Consider the following 21,495-nt stretch of genomic DNA (forward strand, 5'->3'; position numbering starts at 1 on the left):
CCGGACTACGGTGTCGCCATGGCGAGCGACGGGCTGCGAGACCTCGAACAGGAGGCGTGGAGCGGGTTCCTCTTCACGCACGAGCGGCTGTGGCGCGCGCTGGCGGACGGGCTCGCGCCGCTCAACGTGAGCATGGCGGAGTACAGCGTGCTGGCCCTGTTGGCCGAAGCCGGCGACGCGGGCATGCGGATGACCGACCTCGCGCAGCGCCGCCTGATGTCCACCGGCGGCTTCACCCGGCTGGCTGACCGGCTGGTCAGCCGCGGACTGATCGAACGCCGCCAATCGGCGGTAGACGCCCGCAGCTTTGACGCCGTGTTGACCCCGCAGGGCCGCGCGCTGATCCGCAAAGCCCGCCGCCGGCACCACGAAGACCTGCGGACGCTGTTCTTCGACCGGCTGGACGACGAGCAGCTGCGCCTTCTGGCGGGCATCTGGCGGACCCTCGAGGACGGCTGAGTCTCCCCAAGCCGGGGGAAATGTCCGATTCTCGACCATGGACGGTTGTTGCCCGGTCACGAACTGCTCATGCTGAACAGTTATTCGGCACGAGCAGGGGAAGCCAGATGCAGCAGCAGAGCTTGGCGGTCCGGTGGTCGTCGCGAACAGTCCGGTCCGGTCCGTTTCACCGCGCGTTGTCCGAGGCTGTCGACCGGCGCGGGCTGTCCCTTTCGCGGCTTCGCGCGCACCTCGCCGCGCACGGGGTTTCGGTCGCCGAGTCCACGCTGAGTTACTGGCAGCGCGGGCTGCGCAGTCCGTCCGCGCCGCGGTCGCTCGACGTCGTGCGCGCTCTGGAGTCGGTGCTGAACCTGCCGCCGGACAGCCTGGTCGTGCTGATCGGGCCGCACCGGACCACCGACGCCGATCGCAGGCCCTCGCTGCCGGAACTCCAGCAGAGCTGGGCGGAAACGTTCGCGCTGCGCGACGAGCTGAGCGGAACGCCCGGCGTCGAGGAGAACGCGGACCTCGACGTCGCGACGGTCGTCGACGTGCTGACCCTCGGCGCGCAGGGCCGGACCGAGGAGATCTCGTCGACCATGGTGGTGCGGGCCCGAAGATCCGGGCCGGACAGTTTCCTGGTCACGCACCAGGACGAGGAAGGCAGCGACGTCACCGCGACGGAGATCATCGCGGTCGACGGCTGCCGGGTCGGGCGGGTGCGGCGCAGCATGCGGTCGGCGGGAATGGTGTTCGAGGTGCTTTTCGACCGCGGCCTCGCCGAGGGGGAGACGCACACGTTCGGGTTCACGCTGCGTCCCTCCGCCTCGGTCCGGCCGGGGAGTTTCCACCGGGTCGTGCGCTCCCGCATGTCGGCGTACCTGCTGCGGCTGCGCTTCGACCCGGCCGCGCTGCCCGCGCGCTGCCTGCGGACCGTCCGGCCGAGGGAAGACCTGGAGCTGCTGGTCCGCGAGCCGCTGTTCTGCGGGCCGGGGAACACGGTCAGCGCCTACTTCGAGGAACTCGGCGTAGGCATCGCCGGAGTCGATCTCATTTGGGACTGATCCGGCGTTTCGTCCAGCGCCACAACAGGAACGCGCCGCCGGCCGCCACCGCGGAGCCGAACACGATCAGCCCGACGGTCAGCGAACCGGCCGGTCCGGTGTCGCGCTGGAGGGTCTGCTTGAACCCGATGCCGCCGCCGCGCTGGTAATCGGAACCGGGCAATTTGTCGGCGTAGCGGGAGTGCACCTGCTGCTCGTAATCGGCGATCGGCGTGAACTGGCCGACCGGCGACTGGGGAAGGCTGGCCTGCAGGAGCACGACGCCGTCGCGGCCGAGGTCGTACCAGCCGTTGATCTGCGGTTCGTTCAGCAGCACCGAACCCGGGCGCAGCCGGGCGCTGAGCGTCTCCTCGTCGTTGCCGGACAACACGTTCCCGACCGACCAGCCGCTCGGCGCGGCGCGGTCGGGCGCGGCGCGGAGGGTGGCTTTCGCGCCGGTGGCCGCGGTGGCCGTGACCGCGATCGACCGCAGCACCCCGGCCGGTGCTCCCGGCTTCGCCGCGACGAAATCGGGATTGAGCGTGTAGACCGGGATTCCCTTGTGCCCGACCGTGATCCGGCCGGGGTCGCCGTGGCCGACCTGCCGGAAGTTCGACGTGGCGAAACTGATCGCACGCGCCGTTTCCGCGGCTTTGACCGCGGCCGCGACGTCCTGCTCCGACGGCGGCGCGACCCACGAGGCCCCGGCGGCCTCGGCGGGACCGGCGGACAGGAGCGCCGCGACCGCGATCGCCGCGCCGGCGGCGAACTTCCGGCAGATCTCACCCATGGCGGCTCGTCAGCCCTTCTTGATGTTGACGATGGTGTCGTTCCAGGTGAACTGGGCGTTGCTCTGGTACTGGGTGTAGTCCCAGGTCTGGTACCGCTCGTAGCTCGGCCACGGGTCGCCGACCATGATCGAGTTGTTCGCGCTGTCGTATCCGTAGATCACCTCGGCGTGGCCGCCGCCGGAGGTCCAGTAGATGCCGGTCAGGTTCAGGATTCCGGAGTTGACCTGGTTCTGGACCGAGTCGTAGCTGATCGGTCCGTTCGCGCTCTCGGCGTTGAACCCGGTGCCGATGAAGCCCTGCACGATCTCCGAGATCTGCCCGCCTTCGTTGGGGCAGTACCCGGACTGGGTGCCCTTGCCCGCCGCGCAGAAATCGGCCTGCGAGGCGGTGCCGCCCTGCGACTGCTCGATGCTGGAGCCGTCCGCGGCCCAGCACCACTGGTCGTTTTCCTGCACCTGCTGGTTGTACGTGAGCTGCTTCGATGCGGGCAGCGCGGCGCGGTTCAGGTGTGCGCCGAGCGGCTGGACTTCGACCACCTTCGTGTGGGTGGCGGTCTTGATGAGGCCGTTCGGCTGCCCGGCGTCGTTGGTCGACTGGGCCAGCGCGGTGCCCGGCAGCAGCGCCACGGCAAGCGCGGCTGCCCCGGTCGCCACCGTAATCCGGACTGTCCGCCGGGTGGGTCGGTAATCCATCGAATCTCCTTGTGCCAGACGGGGAAGGGAGCTTGCCGGGGTGACCCGGCCGAGCATCACTGTGTGCTCGCCCACTCCCGCAGAGCAACGGCTCCGGCACGCGGTGTGAGTGTTCACATCCGGTTCTGCGGGGAAACGACTGGCACCGCCGCGGTTTCGCGCATCGCGGCGACAGGTAATTCGCAATATTCACAGCGCGTTCACAACCGATGAATCGCGCTGGAGGGACTTTGGTCCACAAGGGACCCAGGGTTACGGCAGGCTTCGCCGCAACGCGTCCCGGAGCAAGTCCGGGGACGTCGATTCCGGGTGCAGCACCGCTTGCATGGTCAATCCGTCGAGCAGCGCGGAAAGCCGGACCGACTCGACGGTCAGGTCCAGTTCCTCCGGCAGCCTGCCGAGCGCGACGGCCTCGCGCAGGATCCGGGTGATCAGGTCGCGCAGGTACTGGTGCTGGGCGTCGGCGCTCGCGCGGAACGCCGGACGGGTGCGGGCGGCGACGGCGAACGCCAGCCAGGCGACCGCCTCGTCCCGGCGGTCGTCGTCGAGCGGGAGGAATTCGGCGAGCAGGTCTTCGACCAGCGTGCGGCGATCGGTATCGGCCTTGAGGAGCCGGTCCGCGCGGACCGCGACGCGCTCGCCGATCCGGCGGCCGAGCTGGTCCATGGTGAAGATCATCATCGCCTCGTGGTCGGCGAAGTAATGCCGGATCGACCCGATCGCGAGGCCTGCTTCCTTGGCCACGTTGCCGAGCGTCGCGGCCTCGACGCCGCCGCGGCGGACCACCCGGACCACGGCTTCGCTGACGGCCGTCCGACGGTCTTCCGGCACCACGATCTTCGGCATGGTTGCGTTTATAGCACGGCGGTGCCACGATGTATTTAGCAAGTTCATGCTAAATAAGAGGATGACTGGGGCTCGTGCGCGCCTATGCCGGTTCTCACCGGCATAAACACGCACGAGGTCCGGCGAAGGGGGAGCTGCGATGAGCGGGTGGGTGCTGGTGAGCTTGGTCGTCGGTGTCGTGGTGATGCTGGTGTTCCGGATGCTCGGGGAGCCGTTGAACTGGCGCGACACGGTCGCGCCGCCGGTGGTGCTGATCGCGATCGGCGTCGCGGGGGTGGTCGGGTTCAAGGGCCTGACCGGCGCTGACGTGTGGTGGATCGTCGGCAGCTGCGTGATCGGTCTCGCCTTCGGCGCGGCGCGCGGGGCGACGATCCGGCTGTATGCGAAGAAAGGCGAGCTGTGGCAGCGCTATCGCAAGTCGAGCCTCGCGCTGTTCGTGCTCGGCGTGGCCGTGTCGCTCGGATTCACTGTGCTGGCAGTGAAATTCGGCATGCACGAACAGGCGAGGCCCTATCAGCTCGCGATCGGCATCAGCTTCGCGGGAGAAGCGCTGGTGCTGATCCCGCGCGGGCTGCGGTCGGACGTGCCGTTCGCTAAGGACAAGGAACGGCCATGGGGCAAGCTGCTGTCCCGGGTTCGCTGACGGCTCAGGACAATTCGGCCTGCCGTCGCCGCAGCTCGTCGATGACCTGGTCGAACACTGCGCGGTGGGCTTCGAGCCGGTCGAGCGTCAGGCTGATCGATTCCCGCACCTGCTCGACGTCCTCGGCGGCGATCTCGACGTGGTCCGCTCGTTGGGCAGTTGTCGTCCCGACGGTCAGCGGGCAGTCGGCTCGGGGGAGAAACCGTCCTTGCGGTTCCCGGTCGAGCCAGGACGCCATGTCCCGCATCTCGTCCTCGAGCCGCACCGTCCACGACTGCCTCCGCCGCGCCTCTCGTCCCGGATCGCGGCGTTCCCATCCCGCGATGACCATGTCCTCGATGGCGCCGGCCGCGGCGCGGCACGCGACTTCCAAGCGAGGCAACGGGTCCAGTCCGACCGCGGAGATCTCCTCCAGGATCGGTTCGCCCGCGGTCCACGCCCCGTCGACGGTGTGGGTTTCGGCGACGTCGTGCGCGGTGGCGAGCAGCGTGCTGATCGCCTCGCGCACCTTCTCCACGTCGGCGGGGTCCAGGTCTTCGTCGCCGAGGCGGTGCGGTGATCCGGTGCGCGGCGGGCGTTCCCCGGCCGGCCAGGAACGTTTCCCGCCGCGCCGCCGGTAGTGCTGCTGCATCGCCTGTTTGGACCGGTTCCCGTACTCCGCCCCCAGCTGTTCCCAGGTCCAGCCGCGGTCGAGAACCGATTCGATCAGCGTGACCTCCGCCCGGTCCAGGTCGCCGCGGACGTCCGGGACCAGGTGCAGTGCCCCTGCCGCGTCCTCGGCGCTGAGGTCTTCGCCGGGCTGGCGTCCGGATCTCGCCGTGCGCACCAGTTCGTCGAGGAAGGGGTTTCTGCGTTGCCGGAAGTATCGGGCGGCCATTTCCTGCACGGAGTCTGCCATGAGTGTCAACGTATACGTTGACGTGCGCACGCGTCAACTGATCTGTTGACGCGTGCGGTTTCACCAGGTCACGGGCAGCTCGTGGACGCCGTAGATGTTCATGCCGGTCCGCAGCGGGATCTCCTCCGGCGGGACCGCGAGCGCGAGCGTCGGGAAGCGGCGCAGCAGTCCGGCGAACCCGGCGCGCATTTCGATCCGGGCGAGTTGCTGGCCGAGGCATTGGTGCACGCCGTGGCCGAACGACAGATGCGTGCGCGCTTTCCGCTCGACATCGAGAGCCTCGCCGTCGGGAAAATGCGAGGGATCGCGATTGGCCGCCGCCATCGAAATGAGCACGGTCGATCCCTTGCTGATCTTTTCGCCGCCGAGTTCGAGGTCTTCGGCCGCGTACCGGAACAGGACGTCGACCACCGCGAGATAGCGCAGCAGTTCCTCGACCGCGCCGGGAATCAGGTCCGGATCGGCCCGCAGCGCCGCCATCTGCGCCGGGTTCTCCAGCAACGCGAAAGTGCCGAGCGCCAGCATGTTCGCCGTCGTTTCGTGCCCGGCGAGCAGCAGCAGGAACCCGATGCCGACGAGTTCCTCGATGCTGAGATCCTCGTCGCGGGCCAGGTCGGACAGGATGTCCGCGCCGGGTTCCGCACGCTTGCTCACCGCGAGTTCGCCGAGATACGACGAGATCGCCGTCCAGGCGGCCATCTTGTCCTCGATGCTCTGGTCCCGGAGCATGATCTGCGAGGAATTCTTCTGGAACATTTCCCGGTCCGCGTACGGCACCCCGAGCATTTCGCAGATCACCAGCGACGGCACCGGAAGCGCGAATTCCGTCACCAAATCGACCGGTTTAGGGCAGTCCGCGAGGTGATCCAGCTGTTGTTCGGCGATTTCGGTGATGCGTTCCTCGAGCCGTTTCATCCGGTTGACGGTGAACGTGCCGGTGAGCTTCTTGCGCAGCCGGCCGTGGTCCGGCGGGTCCATGGTGATGAACAGGCCAGGCGTTTGCGGCGACGGTTCGAAGTCCTCCTGCGCTTCCGGCATGCTCGGCGTCTCGTAGGGAACGTGGACCGGGCCGAGGTCTTGGCGCGAGCTGAACCGCGGGTCGGCCAGCGCCTGGCGGACCGCGTCGTAGCCGGTGACCAGCCAGCCGTCGTGCCCGTCCGGGAACTTCAGCGGGCTCACCGGCCGGGACTCCCGCAGCCGGGTGATGGCGGACGGAGGGGCGAACGGGCCTGCGTCGCGCTCGAGCGGCAGGCCGGGTGGGCGTGTCATCGAAATCCCCCTCTGTGTGGTGGTGCGACCAAGGGTCACCGCGGCGGCTGACATTCCGCTGATATGGGGGTGCGTGGCCTGCCAGCTTCTCTGGATTACGATTCGGGCATGCCGGATACGCAGTACGAAGACCTGCTTCAGCGCGTGCTCGACACCGGAGCCAAGAAGGGGGACCGCACCGGTACGGGCACCCGGTCGATTTTCGGGCACCAGCTGCGCTACCGGCTGGCCGACGGATTCCCGCTGATCACCACGAAAAAGGTGCACTTCCGCTCGATCGCGTACGAACTGCTGTGGTTCCTGCGCGGCGACTCGAACGTCAACTGGCTGCGTGACCACGGCGTCACAATCTGGGACGAGTGGGCCGCCGAGGACGGCGACCTCGGTCCGGTGTACGGCGTACAATGGCGCTCCTGGCCGACGCCCGACGGTGGACACGTCGACCAGATCAGCGAGGTGCTGAGCACCCTGAAGGAGAACCCGGATTCCCGGCGGATCATCGTCTCGGCATGGAACGTCGGAGATATCCCGCAGATGGCGCTCCCGCCGTGCCACGCGTTCTTCCAGTTCTACGTGGCCGAGGGCGAACTGTCCTGCCAGCTGTACCAGCGCAGCGCGGACCTGTTCCTCGGCGTCCCGTTCAACATCGCGAGCTACGCCCTGCTAACGCACATGATCGCCGAACGGGTGGGCCTGCGCGTCGGCGAATTCATATGGACCGGCGGAGACTGCCATATCTACGACAACCACGTCGACCAGGTGTATAAGCAACTCTCTCGGGACGCGCGAGCGTTCCCGTCACTGAGGCTGAAGCCGGTGGAGAGCCTGTTCGACTACCGATACGAGGACATCGTGCTGGAGGGCTACGACCCGCACCCCGGCATCAAGGCTCCGGTGGCCGTCTGATGATCGGACTCATCTGGGCGCAGTCGGCGAACCGCGTCATCGGCCGGGACAACGAGTTGCCGTGGCACATCCCGGAGGACATGAAGCACTTCCGCACGGTGACCGCGGGCGCGACCGTGCTGATGGGTCGGCGTACGTGGGAGTCGCTGCCGGAGCGCGTCCGGCCGTTGCCCGGACGGCGCAACCTGGTGGTGTCGCGCACGCCCCAAGACGGCGCGGAGACGTTCCCCAGCCTGGAGCAAGCGTTTGCGGCCGCCGACGGGGATGTGTGGGTGATGGGCGGCGCGCGGATTTACCAGGAGTCGCTGCCGTTCGCGGACCGGATCGAGGTGACCGAACTCCGCGAGTCCTTCGAGGGCGACGTCTACGCGCCGGAGATCGGCCGGGAGCCGGACACCGTCGGGGAGTGGCAGGAGTCGAAGAACGGGCTGCACTTCCGGCACCTGAGCTGGGGTTCCTAGCGGACCGCGGGCCCGACGGTGAGCGTGTCCGCGTCGAGCGTCGCGACCGGGCCGAGCGGGACCGACAGCGGGGCGGTGCCGTGGCCGACGTCGATGCCGCCGAGCACCGGGACGTCCAGCGCGCCGAGCCGGTCGCGCAGCACGTCGAGGACGGTCCAGCTGCGGTCGGTGTAGTCCTCGAACCCGGGGAACCGGCCGAGCGCGACCCCGCGCAGACCGCGCAGCGACCCGGACCGCATGAGGTGCGTCAGTTGCCGGTCGACCTGCCCGAGCCCGATCGCGCGCGGGGCTTCGAGGAACAGGATCGCGCCGTCGAGACTGGGCAGTCCGGCTCCGATGAACCCGATGATGGTGCCGAGATGGCCGCCGACGAGGTTCCCGGTGGCCGTCCCGGGAAACGAGACCGCTGCGGTGAGCGCGTTCGGGTCGCGGTGCAGGGTCGTCGGCTCAGTTTCGAACAGCAGCCGCCGGGTTGATTCGGCGGAGCGCTCGCTGGCGAGGAAGCCGTGGATCCCGGCGATCCGGCAGTGCCGCCACAACGCGAGATGCAGGTTGGTGATGTCGCTGAACCCCATGAGCGGCTTGGGATCCGCTCGGACGGCCGCGAAATCGATCCCGTCGGCGATCCGGTACGCCCCGGCCCCGCCGCGGGTCGCGATGACCGCGCGCACGCCGGGGTCGCGGTAGGCGTCGTTGAGGTCGGCTAACCGGTCCTCGTCGAGTCCGGCGAGGTACCCGTGCCGGTCGAGCGCGTGCTTGCCGACTTCGACGGTCAGGCCCCAGTTTTCCAGCGTCCGCACGGATTCCGCGAGCATCTCGTCGGTGGGCCAGCTCGCCGGGGAGACGAGCCGGACGCGGTCTCCGCGGCGGAGCCGGGGCGGCAGCACGGCGTCGGTCACCTGATCACTTTCGCAGATTGTGCGCGGTAGCGGTCACTGGCTGACCGCTTCCTCTGCCAGCGTGGCTTTGCTCAGGAAAGGAAACCGGCACATGCAGATGCGGCTTTTAGGGCGGACCGGAATCAAGGTCAGCGCCTATTGCCTCGGCACGATGAAGTTCGGGCAGATCGGCAATCCCGACCACGGCGAGTGCGTCCGGATGGTGCACCGGGCGCTCGACGCGGGGATCAATTTCGTTGACACCGCTGACGTTTACGGGCCCGGCGGGGAGTCCGAGGAGATCCTTGGCGCGGCGTTGAAGGGCCGCCGGGACGAGGTCGTGGTGGCCACGAAGGTCAACGGCTCGATGGGCCCGGGCCGCGGCGGAAGCTCCCGGCGGTGGATCGTCGCGGAGGTCGAACAGTCGTTGCGGCGCTTGCGGACGGACCACCTCGATCTCTACCAGCTCCATCACCCCGATCCCGGCACCGACCTGGAGGAAACCCTCTCCGCGCTGACCGACCTGGTGCGCAGCGGCAAGGTGCGCGCCATCGGGTCCTCGAACTTCCCGGCGTCCGAGATCGTCGAATCCCAGTGGGTGTCGCAACGCGCGGGGCTGGCCCGGCTGCGGACCGAGCAGCCGACGTACTCGCTGCTCAACCGGGGGATCGAGAGCGAAATCCTGCCGGTGTGCGACCGGTACGGCATGGGGGTCCTGGTGTGGAGCCCGCTCGCGATGGGCCTGCTGACCGGCCGTTATCGGCCCGGTGGCGAGCAGCTGCGGGAAGCACAGCTGCGGTTCGTGCCGCGGCACATGAGCGACGAGCGCAAACACGCGGCGGTCGAACAGCTCGCGCGGGTGGCCGAGGAAGCCGGGCTTTCGCTGACGCATCTGGCGCTGGCGTTCGCGGTCAACCATCCGGCCGTGACGTCCGCGATCATCGGGCCTCGGACGTTGCCGCAGCTGGACGACCTGCTGGCTGGCACCGATACCCGGCTGGACGACGAGGTCCTGGACCGGATCGACGAGATCGTCGCGCCGGGCACCGATGTGGGGCCGATCGACGTGTCGTACGTCCCGCCTTCGCTTATCGACCCGAAGCTCCGCCGCCGCGACTGACCCGGCCCTGAATCAGTGGCGGCACGTAACCGGTCGCGACCAGCTCACCGTCGAACCAGGCGGTGAGCTTCGCGGCCTCCTCGTCCAACGCCCGCACCGCGGCCCGGGGCAACGGATCGATCGCCACGACCTCCACCGTCCCGTCCGCCTGTTGCGTCCAGGTCCCGACGATCCGCCCGTTCCACCACGCGGTCGGACCGGCGTTGCCCGCGCCGTCGAAGAGATGCGGGCCGTGGTCGCCCAGATAGAAGTCGCGGCGGCGCCAACCCATGGTGGTCGGGTCGAGGGTCGGGAGGAGCGCCGCCCAGTCCCCGTCAAGGCGGACCTCCTCTTCGTCGTCGGGATGCAGCCACGCCGGGGTGCCGTCCTCCAGCAGGGCGGGCGCCGCGCCGACGTCGTCCAGCGCGCGGCGGACCGCGGTTTTCGTCGCGCCGAGCCACCACACCAGGTCGTCCTCGGTCCCCGGCCCGAACGACCACAGCCACCGCCGCACCAGCTCCCGGTAGCCCTCCCGTTCGTCCAGGACGCCCGGATCCTCGCCTAACCACTGCTCAACCGCTGTCCACACTGGACGCGACGTCTGCCAGCGACCGGCGTTTTCGCCGCGCACCACCGCGCCGCTGGCCGCGAGCACGGAAAGGATGCGGGATCCCACAGGGGCGAGGACGGTGGGCCTTCCTTCGGCGGCGATCCGTGTGTTGAGCGAGGGAACCCGGGTACGGAGCTGGGCAGCGGTCCCGGGTTCTTCGCGGATTGCCGCGAGCGCCTCGGAGCAGCGGGCGGCGACCCAGGCCGGATCATCGCCGACATCTTTCGCCAGCCGTGCGGTCAGCTGCCGAGCGACCCGAGCTGACGCGCTTCCCCTTGCCGCAGCGAACAAATCGACCGGAAACGCGAACACCGTCCGGCGCATCGCCAACTGCCGCACCACAGTGCGTCGACCGAACAATGCGTCCGAAATGGACTCTCGGTCGGCGCGAGACCGGGCGTACGCGGACAGATAGATGCTGCTGGCCTCGGTCGCGTGCAAGCAAGTGACCGCGCGGACGGCGTCCTCCACCCCGGGCGCGGCGGTCGCCAATGCGTGCCGCAGTCCGATGCGGTCTCGTCGCTCGTCGTCGGTCACCTTTCGCATGGTTTCGATCATGCCGGAAGTAGCGGCCACTGCCTGACCGCTACTGGTGCGAGTCTCGGTTCCAGCGCGGGAACGAGTCCGGCGCTGGAATCGAGGAGTCGAAATCATGGCAGTGCACGCCGTCGCCCACTTGAACTTCCGGGGCGAGGCCAGGGAGGCGCTCGAGTTCTACCGGTCGGTCTTCGGCGGGGAGATCCGGATCGCCACCTACGGCGACTTCGGCATGCCGAAGGAAGCGCCCGGCGCGGACCACGTCGTCTTCGGGCAGGTCATCGGCGAGAACGGGTTCCAGGTGATGGCCTACGACGTTCCCGGCCTCGCCGCCGCCGCGCCGGTCGGGGAGACCACCCGCGAGAACGGGACGACCATTACGACGGAGAAGTTCTTCCTGTCCGTCAGCGGCGATTCCGTCGACGAGGTCGGCGAGTTCTGGAAGAAGCTGTCCGAGGACGCGACGGTGATCGAGCCGTACGGCCCGTCCCAGTGGGCCCCGGCGTTCGGCATGCTCCGGGACCGCTTCGGGGTGACCTGGATCCTGCAGGTCGCCGCCTAGCCCGCCGGTCTGCGGCCGGAGTCCTGCGCCGGCCGCAGACCGGCTTTCACACCGGGCGCGGCGAGAGACCCTGCTCGAACGCGAGCACCCCACTCGGGTCGTACTTCGCCGCTACCGCCCGGAGCGTCCCGAGATTCACCCCGTAGTACGCGGTGGCCCAATCCTTCTGGTCGTCGTTGATGTAGTTGACGTACGCGCCACCGGTGGCGAATTTCGCCAGCCGTGCCTGGACGTCGTTCACCTCGTGCTTCGCGGTTTCCCGGTCGACGTCCGGGTCGGCGCTGAGGTAAACCTGCACGTCGCCGAAAACACCGCGGTGGGCGAACGCGGTGTCGGTGGGGCGGACGTCGGAGACCGCCGCGTCGAGCGGGTTCACTTCCAGCGCGATCTTGGTCTCGCCGGTGACGAGCGCGCTCAGCTGCGCCGGATCCGCTTTTCGCGCCAGAACCCGGGAGGCCGCCATGAAACGACGGCGTCCCAGGCTTCCGGACCAGAAATCCATCGCACCGAGATAGTCGGTCTCCTGGAAGCCGCTGACAGTGCCCTTGACCCCGGCCCGGCGCTCCAGATCGGCGATGAGTTCGCGCGCCTGTTGCTCCCCGCCGAGGAGGCAGCCGGGCACGCCCGCGGCCGGGTTCGGGCCGCCGAGCACCGAGATGTTCGACCAGAATTCCCTTGGCGCGGCGGTGATCCAGTCCTGCCAGGCACCGTAGACGTCGGTGCCGGACCCCTCGGGGAAGTTCACCACGAACACCGTGACCCGCGGCGGCGCGGGCACCGTGCGGAAGGTGAATTCCGTGGTGACGCCGAAGTTCCCGCCGCCTCCGCCGGTGAGCGCCCAGCCGAGGTCCGAACCCGGGTCGACCGAATGCACCCGAAGATCGCGCGGCGCCACGACTTTCGCGCCGACCAGGTGGTCGCAGGTCAGTCCGTACTTCCGCATCAGCACGCCGATCCCGCCGCCGAGCGCGAGCCCGGCGATGCCGACCGAACCGCAGGTGCCGCCCGGCAATGCGCGACCTTCGGCGGCGAGCGCGTGATAAACGTCGATCAACCGCGTGCCGGGGCCGACGACCGCGGTGCCGTTCCGCCGGACCTCCACGCGGTTCATCAGCTTGAGGTCCGCGACCAATCCGTCGCCCGGAGTGGAATATGCGACATAACTGTGGCCGCCGCTGCGGGCCGCGAAGGCGATTTTGTTTTCCCCGGCGAAAGCCAGGCACTTCCGGACGTCGTCGGTGTCGGCGCAGCGGGCGATCGCCGGCGGGTAGCGGTCGTCGTAAAGGATGTTGAACGGCGGGCGGATTTCCTCGTAGCCAGCGTGATTTCGCTGCAGCAGCGCGCCGTGCAGCCGCCTGCGCAACGCGGCCCAGTCCGGCTCCTTTCCGGCGGCCTCGGCAACGGTTCCGGCCCCGACCACGGCCGTGCCCGCCGCGAGCGCGGACAACTGCAAAAGACGACGACGGCTCAACGTCATGGTCGACCCCTCCACGGCGCGTGCTGCGGAAACCGCCGGCGCCCGCCCGAGATTCCCCTTGTCCGACGGCGCCAGCATAGACTAATCTTTCCGAAATAGAAGACGTATCTACGGTATCTCGGAAATACGTGATTCGGGGGGTTGTCGGGTCGAGGTCGACCGGCCTTGGTCCACCATCGGATCAGGAGGTGCGGTCGGCATGGGCGCAGACAGCTCTCACTCGGACGGCTCCGGTTCGGCCCCGCCTCGATCGGCGCGCCGGTCCGCGGTGCTGGCTTCCAGCATCGGCACGCTGCTCGAGTATTACGACTATTACCTGTTCGGCCTGGCCGCCGCCGTCGTGTTCCCGGCCGTGTTCTTCCCGTCCGCGGACCCGCTCACCGGGCAGCTGTCGTCGTTCGCCACCTTCGCCGTCGGATTCGTGCTGCGCCCGGTCGGCGGCGTCGTGATCGGCCACATCGCGGACCGGTTCGGGCGCAAGAAGGCTTTGATCCTCACCATCGTGCTGATGGGCATCGCCACGATTCTCATCGGCGCGCTGCCCGGGTACCGCCAGATCGGCGTCGCGGCCCCGATTCTGCTCGTCATCCTGCGGCTGCTGCAGGGATTCTCGACCGGCGGCGAAATGGGCGGCGCGATCTCGCTGGCCGTCGAACACGCCCCGCCGCGCAAACGCGGTCTCTACGGTGCGTTGCTCCTTTCCGGGGCGGGCGTCGCGCTGCTCATTTCCTCCGGATTGATGGCGTTGTTCGCGACGCTTCCCGACCGGGATTTCCTGGCCTGGGGCTGGCGGATCCCGTTCCTGCTGAGCTTCGTGCTGCTGGTCGCGGGCTTGGTCATCCGGCTGCGGGCGGGCGAAACTCCGGAGTTCGAACGCGCGCGCAAGGTCGATTCCGGCGCGCGCATTCCGTTGGTCTCCGTACTGCGTCGTCCGCGCAATTTGATCTACGGTGTTCTGTTCGGTTTCGCCAACAGCATCGGCGGCTACGTGATCACCACGTACGGCGCGTCGTACGTCAAGAAAGATCTCGGCATGCCCGCGTCGGTGGCACTCACCGCGACCATGGTCGCCGCCGGCGCACAGATCATTCTCGCCCCGACCTGGGGTGCTTTGTCGGACCGGATCGGCCGGAAACCGGTGTTCCTCGGCGGCTGCGTCGGGCTCGCCGTGGTGATCTTCCCGGTGTTCTGGCTGTTCGAGACGAAAAACCCGGTGCTCGTGGCGGTCGCGATGGTGCTGGGCTTCTCGGTGTTCGTGATGGCGATGTCCGCGCTGTCCCAGACGATTCTGTCCGAATTGTTCGACACTCGCTCGCGCGTCACCGGCGTCAACCTGGGATATCAGCTCACCGCCGTGCTCGGCGGCGGATTCGCGCCGTACCTCAGCGCGTGGCTGGTCGGCGCGACCGGCGCGGTGTGGGGCGTCGGCATTTACGTGATCGCCGGCTGCGTGCTCAGCGCGGTCGCGATGTTGCTGTTGCCCGAACGCGCCGGACAACCGTTGCCGGAGCCAGCCGTTGAACCGAAAGCCGCGACGGTATGACCTTGCTCGGATATGTCAGCGACGAACGCTATCTCGCTTTGCCGGACGTGCTCGTCGAGATCGGCGACCGCTGGACTGCCCGCTCCACCGCGACCGGCGCGATCCACGCCGACGTCCCGCCCGGCGACTACCGTGTCACCCTCGCCAAAGACGGCTACGGAGCCAAACACGTCGACGTCGCACTCGGTCTCGGCGAACCACATCAATTCCGGCTGCTGTCCGACCAGATTTTCGGTTATATCTGGCCGAAATGGGCCCGCAGCGGCGACGAGGGCGAGTTCCGGATCCACAGCCCCGAGCCGTACCGGCTGAGCCTGTGGCGACACGGGGCCGCGGCCGAGGAGACGGCGCTGATCGGCTGGTTCGACGAACACGCGCCGCGCGCCACAGTGCAGGTGACGCCCGACGGAGACTACACGCAAACCGGTGTGCGGTTCAACGAAAAAGGCTACGTCGATCCGTCGCACCGCCAATACGTTACAGCTCCGGACCGCACTGGCCTGTACTACTTTCACGTCGAAGGCGAGTCTGGGGCGCGGTTTTCGTTCCCCTGGGTGGTCGCGCCGCGCCAGCCGACCGCGCCGATCGCCGTCGTCGCCTCCACGAACACCTGGAACGCCTACAATAACTTCGGCGGCCGCAGCAACTACATCAACGCTTCCGGACTGCCGTCCGCGCCAGTTTTGGTGCCCCGCTTGGAAATGCCCCGGTACCTCGAATCAAGCTTCAGCGAACACGCGCTGCCCGATGACGCGTACCCGCCGCTGTCCTTCGAGCGTCCGGAGCCGTTGAACCAACTCAGCGCGGACGATCAACCAGAGGACCCGATCCGCGGCAGGCAGCCATGTCACCTGGCCGCTGCGGAATGGCGCCTGCTCAGCTGGCTCGAACGCAACGGCTACGAATACGACCTCTATTCCGACGCCCACCTGCACGACGGCACCCTGCCCTTGGACAGCTACCGCGTGCTGGTCCTGAGCACGCATCCGGAGTATTGGTCCCGCGAGATGTACTCCGCGGTCCACTCCTGGGTGCACGACCGCGGCGGAAAGCTCGCCAACTTCGGCGGCAATGTCGCCGACTGCGAGGTGGCTTTCACTGCTGACGCGCTGCAATTCCGCACCCAGGCCATTGAGGACGGTCCATACGAGAGCCGGATGCACCGGACGTTCCGGCCGACGTCGGAGCTGTTCGGCGTGGTCTTCACCAGCGCGGGTGCGATGACCGGCGCGCCGTACGAGGTGCTCGCCCCCGGCCACTGGGCATTCCGTGGCACCGGATTGGCCAAGGGAGACCTGTTCGGCGTCCGGAGCCTGCACGAACGCTGCCCCGGCGGTGCTTCCGGCCATGAAACCGACAAGACCGGCCCGCACAGTCCACAAGGGACTCACGTACTCGCGCGCGGCCGCAACCCCGGTGACGGCGGTGGCGAGATCGCTTGCTACCCGACAGCCAGCGGCGGCGAGGTGTTCTCGGTCGGCTCGATTGCCTGGTCGTCGTCGGTGCTGGTGGACGACGGTGTCTCGGCGGTGACCGCGAACGTGCTCGACCGGTTTATCGGACGCTCCTGAATCCAGCGGCGATGTCGTCGGCTACCTCGACGCCCAGGCCAGGTGTGTCGCCGAGCCGGACCTTGTGGCCGTCGCTGTGCAACGGGGTCTTGAGGATGTCGCGCTCGTAATAGTGCGCGCCGATGATGTCGGAGGGAATCCGGGTCGACAACCCCGGTGCGGCACAAGCGGCGTGGAGCTGGGCCGCCGCGCCGATGCCCAGCTCCCCATTGGACCCGAGCACGACGTCCAGTCCGAACGCGTTCGCGAGGTGCGCCATCGACACCACTCGGCCTGGCCCGCCCGCTTTGCCGATATAGAGGCTGACCGCGTCCGCCGCTTCGGCTCGGATCACGGACACCAGATCGTCAGTGCCGAACACGCTTTCATCCGCCACAATGGACAGACCGCGTCCGCGCAGGTCGCGCATCCCGGCGAGATCCCCGGGTGCCACCGGCTGCTCGAGAAACGCCGGGTCCTGGTCGCGCATCAACTCAATCGCCCTCGCGGCGTCCGCAGGCCGGTAGCCGCCGTTCGCGTCGAGCCCGAGGAACGTGTCCGCCCCGACGAGCGCGCGGGTCTCTGCGAGCCTACGGGCGTCCTCTTCAGGGTCGAAACCGATTTTCAGTTTATAGCTGCGAAAACCCGCTTCGTAGGCTGCCTGGTAGACGTCGTGGAGTCTTTGCCCGCTGCCGCTGAGTGAGCACTTCACCGGCACTTCGGTCCTTAATGGACCACCGAGCGCGGTCGCGAGCGGAACGTCGAGCGTGCGCGCGTACGCGTCCCACAATGCCGTCGAGATCCCCGCTTTGGTGAACGGCGCACCAGCCGCCGCGTCGTCCATCCACCGCTCGAGATCAGCGACCGGGACGAGCGGCCGGCCGAGGATCGCCGGAGCAAGGGCTTTTCTGATGAGATACTCCGCCGTACCAGCGTCTTCGCCACTCCACTGAAGCGTCGCGCTGACCTCGCCCAGCCCGGTCGCACCGTCCGAAGTGGTCACCCGGACCAGCAAGAAGTCGGAACGATCATGCGTCCCGCGAGCCCCGGCCACGACGAGTTCCGGCCGCACGACCGGACTGATCGCGACGACCTCGATGTCTTCGACTGTACTCACAGGAACTCACGGAACTCCGCTAGAAACCGGTCGATCATCCGGATGTCCTCGGCGTCGAGCCGGTGCGCGGGCGCGCGACAGTACGGGCTGGCGAACAGCCCGCGGCGGACCGAAATCAGCTTCTCGGTCGCGATAATCCGCTCGGTGTCCAGCATCCAGTAGGAGATATAGGGCAGCAGCCTGCGGTGCAACTCGTCCCCGCCCGCGTCGTCCCCGCTCTCGAACCGCCGCCAGATCTCCACGTAAATCTCGGTGAACGAACACCCAGGCTGCGTCCCGACCGCACCCCGCCGGATCGCGTCCGGCAATTGCACCCCCGCGTACCCCTCGACCGCCGGAATCGGCGGGTCCCCAGCAGCCAGCTCGGCGATCAACGGCCCCGGCGGGCTCGACTCGACCTTGACCAGCCGCAGATTGGCGTGCTTGGCCGCGATCGTGCGAAGGACGTCCGCATCAAGCCGGGTGCCGGTCTCGGCGGGTGCGTATTGCACCACCACCGGAGTCGGATCCACCGCGTCAAGCACCTCCCGAATATGCTTGACCAGCGCTTTCCGGGAGGGCTGCAAATAGTGCGGCGGCAAAAGATTGATCAAATCAGCGCCCGCGTCCACCGCCTCGGTAGCCCGCTTCACCGCAAGGCGCGTCGCATGATCCTGGACCGCGACGATGGCCAAGACATCCGGCCGCAGCGCGGTTTCCGTCAGCAACACCTGAGTGAGCGCCTGCCGTTCGTCCTCCGCCAACTTGTAGAACTCCGACGCGAACCCCGGGAACATCACGCTGCCGACGCCGGTCCCGAGGACATGCCGGACCACGCGCCGAAAGCCGGAAACATCGATCTCGCCGTCGTCAGTAAAAGGCACCTCGAGAACGGGAGAAACTCCCCGGATCGGCGTCATCGAGGATTCCTCTCCAGGCCAAGCGCGGCAACTGCGTCCGCGTGAATGACTCCCTCGATCAGCTCCGCGGAAATCTTGGGCAACGCCGTGCCCTCGACGATGTCATTGACCCGCCGGATGCCCGCCATTGCCTCCGCGGTAGTGGCGATCGGAAAATCCGACCCCAGCAACAGCTTGTGCGGCACACCCCACTCCTGCGCCGCGAGCAGCGATTCGTAGCAGACCCAAGGACGGAGGTAGATCGAGGAGACGTCGGCGTAGACGTGCGGATGCTTGCGGATGGTCACCACAGTCTCACGCCCCCATGGATGCCCCATGTGCGCCATGACAATCCGCAGTTCCGGGAACTGCAACGCGACCTCGTCCGTGACGAGCGGATACGTGTAGCGGAGCGGTGCCTGCCGAATAGGCGATGCTCCCTGATGAAACAAGATCGGCAACCCGTTCCGCTCACAGTAACCGTAGAAGTCCAGCGCTGGCTGCGACAGCGGATCGAAGTTCTGATAGTTCGGCCCGAGCTTCACCCCGACCAGCCCCAGTTCACGACACCGATCAGCCTCTTCGAACACGTCGGCCGCGGTCGGATTCACCGACATGAACCCGATCCGCCGCTCAGGATCGTCCGCCGCGAACGCCGCCGTGGCAGTATTGGTGTCCTCCGCCCGATACGGCAACCCCGTGGCCTCTTCGGGCTTCTCGACCGCGATGTTGAACACAATGGACAGATCAGCCGCCGCAGTGGCTTTGTCGTAGTCGTCCCAGGAATTGGTGGTGACCACGGCCCGGTCGGTACGCCACCCCTCGTAAACGCGCAACTCGTCCTCCGGCACCGCGGCCCGGTGGGTCGGAGTGTGAGTGTGCACGTCCACGATCATCGCTTCACAACACCTTCGCCAGCGCCACAAACCGATCCGCGAGCCCGTTGGTGATCCTCTCGAACCACCTGTGCCCCTGACCCTCCGTAGCTAACGCGGGCTGGTCGGTATACCCGTCAATCTCCCGCCAGACCTGTCCAGAGTGGATGTCCACATCAGACACCCGGGTTTGCGGCGGCTTCTCCCGGGCTGCTCTCTCCTGAACCAGCTCCCCGCGAACCGCCAACATCATCGAGGTCTCGAACTCGCCAGCATGCCCAGGAACGATGTCCTCAGGCTCGAGGACCCGCCAGTAATCGGTATGCGCCACCGCAAGCCCATGCCGAGTCGACGCACCTCCAGCGAACGCGTGGCAAACCCCCACGTTGCCCCCGTGCCCGTTGACCACGACCATCCGCTTCCCGCCCTGCACCGCGATCGACCGAGCCAGATCGTCAAGCACGTGCACCAAGGTCTGCGCCGACAGCGAAAGCGTGCCGTTGAAGGGAAGATGATGATCAGAAGCCCCATACGGAATCGGCGGCGCAAGCAACAACGCCCGCTCGGCCCGCGGCGCCGCGATCTCAGCCGCGCGCTCGCACACCGCAGCCGCGAGAAACGCGTCCGTCCCCGTAGGCAAATGCGGCCCGTGCTGCTCGGTCGCGCCGATGGGCACCAAGACGAGCGCCTCGGAAAGCACGCCCCGCACCGCGGCGCGGTCGGCCTCCGCCCAGCGCAACAGTGCGCCCACGACGTCTCCCCGATACTCCGGTTGGCCTATCTTCCGGTATTTCGTAGAAGTCTTCCTGATTTAGGAAGATAGTCGATCCGGAGGGGAGAAGCAATGCCGTTGACCGGACGGCAAGAAGCAGCCCGGCCGGTGGAGCATCGGCCGGGCCGGGGACGTGCGGAGAGGGCTTACCGGTCAGTCGGATCCTTGAGCACGCGCAACGCTGGCTCCGCCCCATTGGCAGGCCGAGTGATGGCGAACAGCCGCTCGCCGTCCGCAGCCCACGCCAACCCTCGGGGCGCGAGGACGCCGTCGCCAGTCGCATCCAACGTGGCCACTGGCGCGCTGCCGCCGACCTTGTAGACGTAGACGTCATCGCGCGGGTTGCGGACGCCGCCCGCGAGGTACTTGCCGTCCGCTGAAGCAGCGACGGAGTTCGGATACTGCCCGGTGTGATACGCGCCGGCGCGAGTGAGGTCCTTGCTGTTAAAGGCTTCGACCGCGTCGCGGGAGCCCGAGGCGGTGTAGATGGCGGTGCCGTCCGGAGAGAGCGTGAGGTCGGCCAGGTCGCTGCCGACGACCGCACCAGACGCGCGGGACTCAAGCTTGCCCGCGGCGACGGCATAAACGTAGACCGACGATTGGCTGAGCTCCGCCTGCCCCGCCACGAGCGGTCCGGCATCGCCGGACTGAGCCGCGACGAGCGGCGCGTGGTGGAACCGGACGTTCGCGCCCTGCTGATCGAGGGTGACCGCAGGAGGGGCGGCAGCGGTGTCGAGCTTGCCGATGCCGCCGTTCCAGGATTCCTCGCACCCGTAACCGAACCACACGACGCTGCCGGTGCGCGCGAGATGCGCCGGGCAGGTCTGAGCTCCAGTGGGGTAACGAGCGGTTTCGGCGAGCGTGGTGGTGTCGATCGCGGAGATCGCGTCACCGGACGCGAGCGCGACGTACAACGTGCGGCCGTCGGCTGAGAGCACGAGCCCGGACGCGCCGAACTGTCCGTCGATGGTCTTGCGCACCCAGCCGCCGAAGTCGGTGACGACGACGCCGTTGCTCGTCTTGCCGCCGCTTACGAACACATGGTGGTTCGCGTCGTCGACGACCAGATCGGAGTAGGCGGGCAGCCCCAGCGAACTCGTATCCGGGCTAGCCTCCGCGCTGGGCGCGACGGTGAGCAGCGCCGCGGCCGCCGCCGCGGTGAGAAACATTATTTTCGCGCGCGGAATAATGCTCATCCCGGCCTCCCCATCCGTGGACCATGCGATTGCATGACTGAGTGGCTCGAATGTAGCGAATACCGCGCGATCGGTCTATCCCGCCGCGATTGTCCAAGCTGGACCATCCGGCCTATTGAGGACGTGATCACCCGGTTGTACCGTCGATTGCGGTGTTCGCCGCCCAGAGGGGATGCCTGGCGTTGTCGCCGGTCAGTCGCATATCAAGCGGACTCGGGCGCGATTGTGCAGGGGGAAGCCAGAGATGTCGACCAAACGCGCTTTTTTGTGCTGCGCGCTTACGATTATCGTAACGGCTGGCACCGTTTTCGGCGCGGGTCCGGTGGCTGCCGCGCTGCCGCCGCGTCCGGCCGCGGGCCCGCCGGCGCACTCCCATCGCGGCGTTCCCCCGTCGCCGCCCGGGCCGGCGGATGC

Annotated in this window: 22 protein-coding genes; 9 read left to right on the forward strand and 13 right to left on the reverse strand. The window is 67.9% G+C overall.

The genetic code is table 11. The features are described from left to right. The first annotated feature begins 18 nt into the window (after positions 1-18). On the forward strand, positions 19-459 hold the full coding sequence (locus AB5I40_RS35255; protein WP_370934499.1) for a MarR family winged helix-turn-helix transcriptional regulator: 441 nt from the start codon (positions 19-21) through the stop codon (positions 457-459). Between the two features lie 107 nt (positions 460-566). Continuing rightward, positions 567-1,502 carry an XRE family transcriptional regulator gene (locus AB5I40_RS35260; protein WP_370934500.1) on the forward strand — a complete coding sequence of 312 codons (936 nt, stop codon included), beginning with the start codon at positions 567-569 and terminating at the stop codon, positions 1,500-1,502. Here the strand turns inward: AB5I40_RS35260 and AB5I40_RS35265 are convergent. The 3 genes from AB5I40_RS35265 to AB5I40_RS35275 all read right to left on the reverse strand — a co-directional run bounded on the left by AB5I40_RS35265 (position 1,489) and on the right by AB5I40_RS35275 (position 3,810). Further along, positions 1,489-2,271 carry a hypothetical protein gene (locus AB5I40_RS35265; RefSeq protein ID WP_370934501.1) on the reverse strand — a complete coding sequence of 261 codons (783 nt, stop codon included), beginning with the start codon at positions 2,269-2,271 and terminating at the stop codon, positions 1,489-1,491. The genes AB5I40_RS35260 and AB5I40_RS35265 overlap by 14 nt on opposite strands. Before the next feature lie 9 nt (positions 2,272-2,280). Beyond that, positions 2,281-2,964 carry a papain-like cysteine protease family protein gene (locus AB5I40_RS35270; protein WP_370934502.1) on the reverse strand — a complete coding sequence of 228 codons (684 nt, stop codon included), beginning with the start codon at positions 2,962-2,964 and terminating at the stop codon, positions 2,281-2,283. 252 nt (positions 2,965-3,216) lie between these two features. After that, positions 3,217-3,810, reverse strand: a complete 594-nt coding sequence (locus AB5I40_RS35275) for a TetR/AcrR family transcriptional regulator (RefSeq protein ID WP_370934503.1) — start codon at positions 3,808-3,810, stop codon at positions 3,217-3,219. Between the two features lie 139 nt (positions 3,811-3,949). Between AB5I40_RS35275 and AB5I40_RS35280 the strand changes: the two genes are divergently transcribed. Beyond that, positions 3,950-4,453, forward strand: coding sequence for a DUF1453 domain-containing protein (locus AB5I40_RS35280; protein ID WP_370934504.1), 504 nt, complete (start codon positions 3,950-3,952; stop codon positions 4,451-4,453). A 4-nt stretch (positions 4,454-4,457) separates the two neighbouring features. On the opposite strand, the gene AB5I40_RS35285 is transcribed toward AB5I40_RS35280, so the two are convergent. Further along, positions 4,458-5,351 (reverse strand): hypothetical protein, encoded by an 894-nt coding sequence (locus AB5I40_RS35285; RefSeq protein ID WP_370934505.1) that lies wholly within the window; start codon positions 5,349-5,351, stop codon positions 4,458-4,460. Positions 5,352-5,411: 60 nt separating this feature from the next. Continuing rightward, positions 5,412-6,620, reverse strand: a complete 1,209-nt coding sequence (locus AB5I40_RS35290; RefSeq protein WP_370934506.1) for a cytochrome P450 — start codon at positions 6,618-6,620, stop codon at positions 5,412-5,414. Between the two features lie 108 nt (positions 6,621-6,728). Here AB5I40_RS35290 and AB5I40_RS35295 point away from each other — a divergent pair, with 108 nt between their 5' ends. Continuing rightward, positions 6,729-7,526, forward strand: coding sequence for a thymidylate synthase (locus tag AB5I40_RS35295; RefSeq protein WP_370934507.1), 798 nt, complete (start codon positions 6,729-6,731; stop codon positions 7,524-7,526). After that, the gene (locus AB5I40_RS35300) at positions 7,526-7,987 is read left to right on the forward strand and encodes a dihydrofolate reductase (RefSeq protein ID WP_370934508.1); all 462 of its coding nucleotides are present in this window, start codon (positions 7,526-7,528) and stop codon (positions 7,985-7,987) included. The genes AB5I40_RS35295 and AB5I40_RS35300 overlap by 1 nt, the downstream gene beginning before the upstream one ends. Here the strand turns inward: AB5I40_RS35300 and AB5I40_RS35305 are convergent. Then, the gene (locus AB5I40_RS35305; protein WP_370934509.1) at positions 7,984-8,886 is read right to left on the reverse strand and encodes an LD-carboxypeptidase; all 903 of its coding nucleotides are present in this window, start codon (positions 8,884-8,886) and stop codon (positions 7,984-7,986) included. The genes AB5I40_RS35300 and AB5I40_RS35305 overlap by 4 nt on opposite strands. 91 nt (positions 8,887-8,977) lie before the next feature. Between AB5I40_RS35305 and AB5I40_RS35310 the strand changes: the two genes are divergently transcribed. Beyond that, entirely contained in the window at positions 8,978-9,985 is a 1,008-nt protein-coding gene (locus tag AB5I40_RS35310; RefSeq protein ID WP_370934510.1) for an aldo/keto reductase, read from the forward strand. Here AB5I40_RS35310 and AB5I40_RS35315 read toward each other — a convergent pair. Then, a complete protein-coding gene (locus tag AB5I40_RS35315; protein ID WP_370934511.1) occupies positions 9,954-11,120 on the reverse strand; it encodes a winged helix DNA-binding domain-containing protein in 1,167 nt (388 codons plus the stop codon). The two genes, AB5I40_RS35310 and AB5I40_RS35315, sit on opposite strands and share 32 nt — an antisense overlap. A 106-nt stretch (positions 11,121-11,226) precedes the next feature. On the opposite strand from AB5I40_RS35315, the gene AB5I40_RS35320 reads away from it, so the two are divergent. Beyond that, complete coding sequence (locus tag AB5I40_RS35320; RefSeq protein ID WP_370934512.1) at positions 11,227-11,673, forward strand: VOC family protein; 447 nt, start codon at positions 11,227-11,229, stop codon at positions 11,671-11,673. A gap of 46 nt (positions 11,674-11,719) precedes the next feature. Here AB5I40_RS35320 and AB5I40_RS35325 read toward each other — a convergent pair whose 3' ends face one another. Further along, the gene (locus tag AB5I40_RS35325; RefSeq protein ID WP_370934513.1) at positions 11,720-13,150 is read right to left on the reverse strand and encodes an FAD-binding oxidoreductase; all 1,431 of its coding nucleotides are present in this window, start codon (positions 13,148-13,150) and stop codon (positions 11,720-11,722) included. Positions 13,151-13,349: 199 nt separating this feature from the next. On the opposite strand from AB5I40_RS35325, the gene AB5I40_RS35330 reads away from it, so the two are divergent. Both AB5I40_RS35330 and AB5I40_RS35335 read left to right on the forward strand, forming a co-directional pair. After that, positions 13,350-14,693 carry an MFS transporter gene (locus AB5I40_RS35330; RefSeq protein WP_370934514.1) on the forward strand — a complete coding sequence of 448 codons (1,344 nt, stop codon included), beginning with the start codon at positions 13,350-13,352 and terminating at the stop codon, positions 14,691-14,693. Further along, entirely contained in the window at positions 14,690-16,264 is a 1,575-nt protein-coding gene (locus AB5I40_RS35335; RefSeq protein WP_370934515.1) for a N,N-dimethylformamidase beta subunit family domain-containing protein, read from the forward strand. The genes AB5I40_RS35330 and AB5I40_RS35335 overlap by 4 nt, the downstream gene beginning before the upstream one ends. On the opposite strand, the gene AB5I40_RS35340 is transcribed toward AB5I40_RS35335, so the two are convergent. The 5 genes from AB5I40_RS35340 to AB5I40_RS35360 all read right to left on the reverse strand — a co-directional run bounded on the left by AB5I40_RS35340 (position 16,248) and on the right by AB5I40_RS35360 (position 21,081). Continuing rightward, positions 16,248-17,360: a mandelate racemase/muconate lactonizing enzyme family protein gene (locus AB5I40_RS35340; RefSeq protein WP_370934516.1), complete on the reverse strand. Its 1,113-nt coding sequence runs from the start codon at positions 17,358-17,360 to the stop codon at positions 16,248-16,250. The genes AB5I40_RS35335 and AB5I40_RS35340 overlap by 17 nt on opposite strands. Next, entirely contained in the window at positions 17,357-18,259 is a 903-nt protein-coding gene (locus tag AB5I40_RS35345; RefSeq protein WP_370934517.1) for a dihydrodipicolinate synthase family protein, read from the reverse strand. The genes AB5I40_RS35340 and AB5I40_RS35345 overlap by 4 nt, the downstream gene beginning before the upstream one ends. Further along, a complete protein-coding gene (locus tag AB5I40_RS35350) occupies positions 18,256-19,134 on the reverse strand; it encodes an amidohydrolase family protein (RefSeq protein WP_370934518.1) in 879 nt (292 codons plus the stop codon). Before AB5I40_RS35350 ends, AB5I40_RS35345 begins: the two co-directional genes overlap by 4 nt. A gap of 4 nt (positions 19,135-19,138) precedes the next feature. Next, on the reverse strand, positions 19,139-19,864 hold the full coding sequence (locus AB5I40_RS35355; RefSeq protein ID WP_370934519.1) for a creatininase family protein: 726 nt from the start codon (positions 19,862-19,864) through the stop codon (positions 19,139-19,141). Positions 19,865-20,031: 167 nt separating this feature from the next. Next, the gene (locus AB5I40_RS35360) at positions 20,032-21,081 is read right to left on the reverse strand and encodes a YncE family protein (RefSeq protein WP_370934520.1); all 1,050 of its coding nucleotides are present in this window, start codon (positions 21,079-21,081) and stop codon (positions 20,032-20,034) included. Positions 21,082-21,495 lie beyond the last annotated feature (414 nt).

Origin of the sequence: Amycolatopsis sp. cg13, assembly GCF_041346965.1 — a bacterium.
GTDB lineage: Bacteria > Actinomycetota > Actinomycetes > Mycobacteriales > Pseudonocardiaceae > Amycolatopsis.

Excerpts from the sequence above, each read along its gene's own strand:
- AB5I40_RS35255 (WP_370934499.1), top strand. The coding sequence starts at position 19 with ATGGCGAGCGACGGGCTGCGAGACCTCGAACAGGAGGCGTGGAGCGGG.
- AB5I40_RS35260 (WP_370934500.1), top strand. The coding sequence starts at position 567 with ATGCAGCAGCAGAGCTTGGCGGTCCGGTGGTCGTCGCGAACAGTCCGG.
- AB5I40_RS35265 (WP_370934501.1), bottom strand. The coding sequence starts at position 2,271 with ATGGGTGAGATCTGCCGGAAGTTCGCCGCCGGCGCGGCGATCGCGGTC.
- AB5I40_RS35270 (WP_370934502.1), bottom strand. The coding sequence starts at position 2,964 with ATGGATTACCGACCCACCCGGCGGACAGTCCGGATTACGGTGGCGACC.
- AB5I40_RS35275 (WP_370934503.1), bottom strand. The coding sequence starts at position 3,810 with ATGCCGAAGATCGTGGTGCCGGAAGACCGTCGGACGGCCGTCAGCGAA.
- AB5I40_RS35280 (WP_370934504.1), top strand. The coding sequence starts at position 3,950 with ATGAGCGGGTGGGTGCTGGTGAGCTTGGTCGTCGGTGTCGTGGTGATG.
- AB5I40_RS35285 (WP_370934505.1), bottom strand. The coding sequence starts at position 5,351 with ATGGCAGACTCCGTGCAGGAAATGGCCGCCCGATACTTCCGGCAACGC.
- AB5I40_RS35290 (WP_370934506.1), bottom strand. The coding sequence starts at position 6,620 with ATGACACGCCCACCCGGCCTGCCGCTCGAGCGCGACGCAGGCCCGTTC.
- AB5I40_RS35295 (WP_370934507.1), top strand. The coding sequence starts at position 6,729 with ATGCCGGATACGCAGTACGAAGACCTGCTTCAGCGCGTGCTCGACACC.
- AB5I40_RS35300 (WP_370934508.1), top strand. The coding sequence starts at position 7,526 with ATGATCGGACTCATCTGGGCGCAGTCGGCGAACCGCGTCATCGGCCGG.
- AB5I40_RS35310 (WP_370934510.1), top strand. The coding sequence starts at position 8,978 with ATGCAGATGCGGCTTTTAGGGCGGACCGGAATCAAGGTCAGCGCCTAT.
- AB5I40_RS35315 (WP_370934511.1), bottom strand. The coding sequence starts at position 11,120 with ATGCGAAAGGTGACCGACGACGAGCGACGAGACCGCATCGGACTGCGG.
- AB5I40_RS35320 (WP_370934512.1), top strand. The coding sequence starts at position 11,227 with ATGGCAGTGCACGCCGTCGCCCACTTGAACTTCCGGGGCGAGGCCAGG.
- AB5I40_RS35325 (WP_370934513.1), bottom strand. The coding sequence starts at position 13,150 with ATGACGTTGAGCCGTCGTCGTCTTTTGCAGTTGTCCGCGCTCGCGGCG.
- AB5I40_RS35330 (WP_370934514.1), top strand. The coding sequence starts at position 13,350 with ATGGGCGCAGACAGCTCTCACTCGGACGGCTCCGGTTCGGCCCCGCCT.
- AB5I40_RS35335 (WP_370934515.1), top strand. The coding sequence starts at position 14,690 with ATGACCTTGCTCGGATATGTCAGCGACGAACGCTATCTCGCTTTGCCG.
- AB5I40_RS35345 (WP_370934517.1), bottom strand. The coding sequence starts at position 18,259 with ATGACGCCGATCCGGGGAGTTTCTCCCGTTCTCGAGGTGCCTTTTACT.
- AB5I40_RS35350 (WP_370934518.1), bottom strand. The coding sequence starts at position 19,134 with ATGATCGTGGACGTGCACACTCACACTCCGACCCACCGGGCCGCGGTG.
- AB5I40_RS35360 (WP_370934520.1), bottom strand. The coding sequence starts at position 21,081 with ATGAGCATTATTCCGCGCGCGAAAATAATGTTTCTCACCGCGGCGGCG.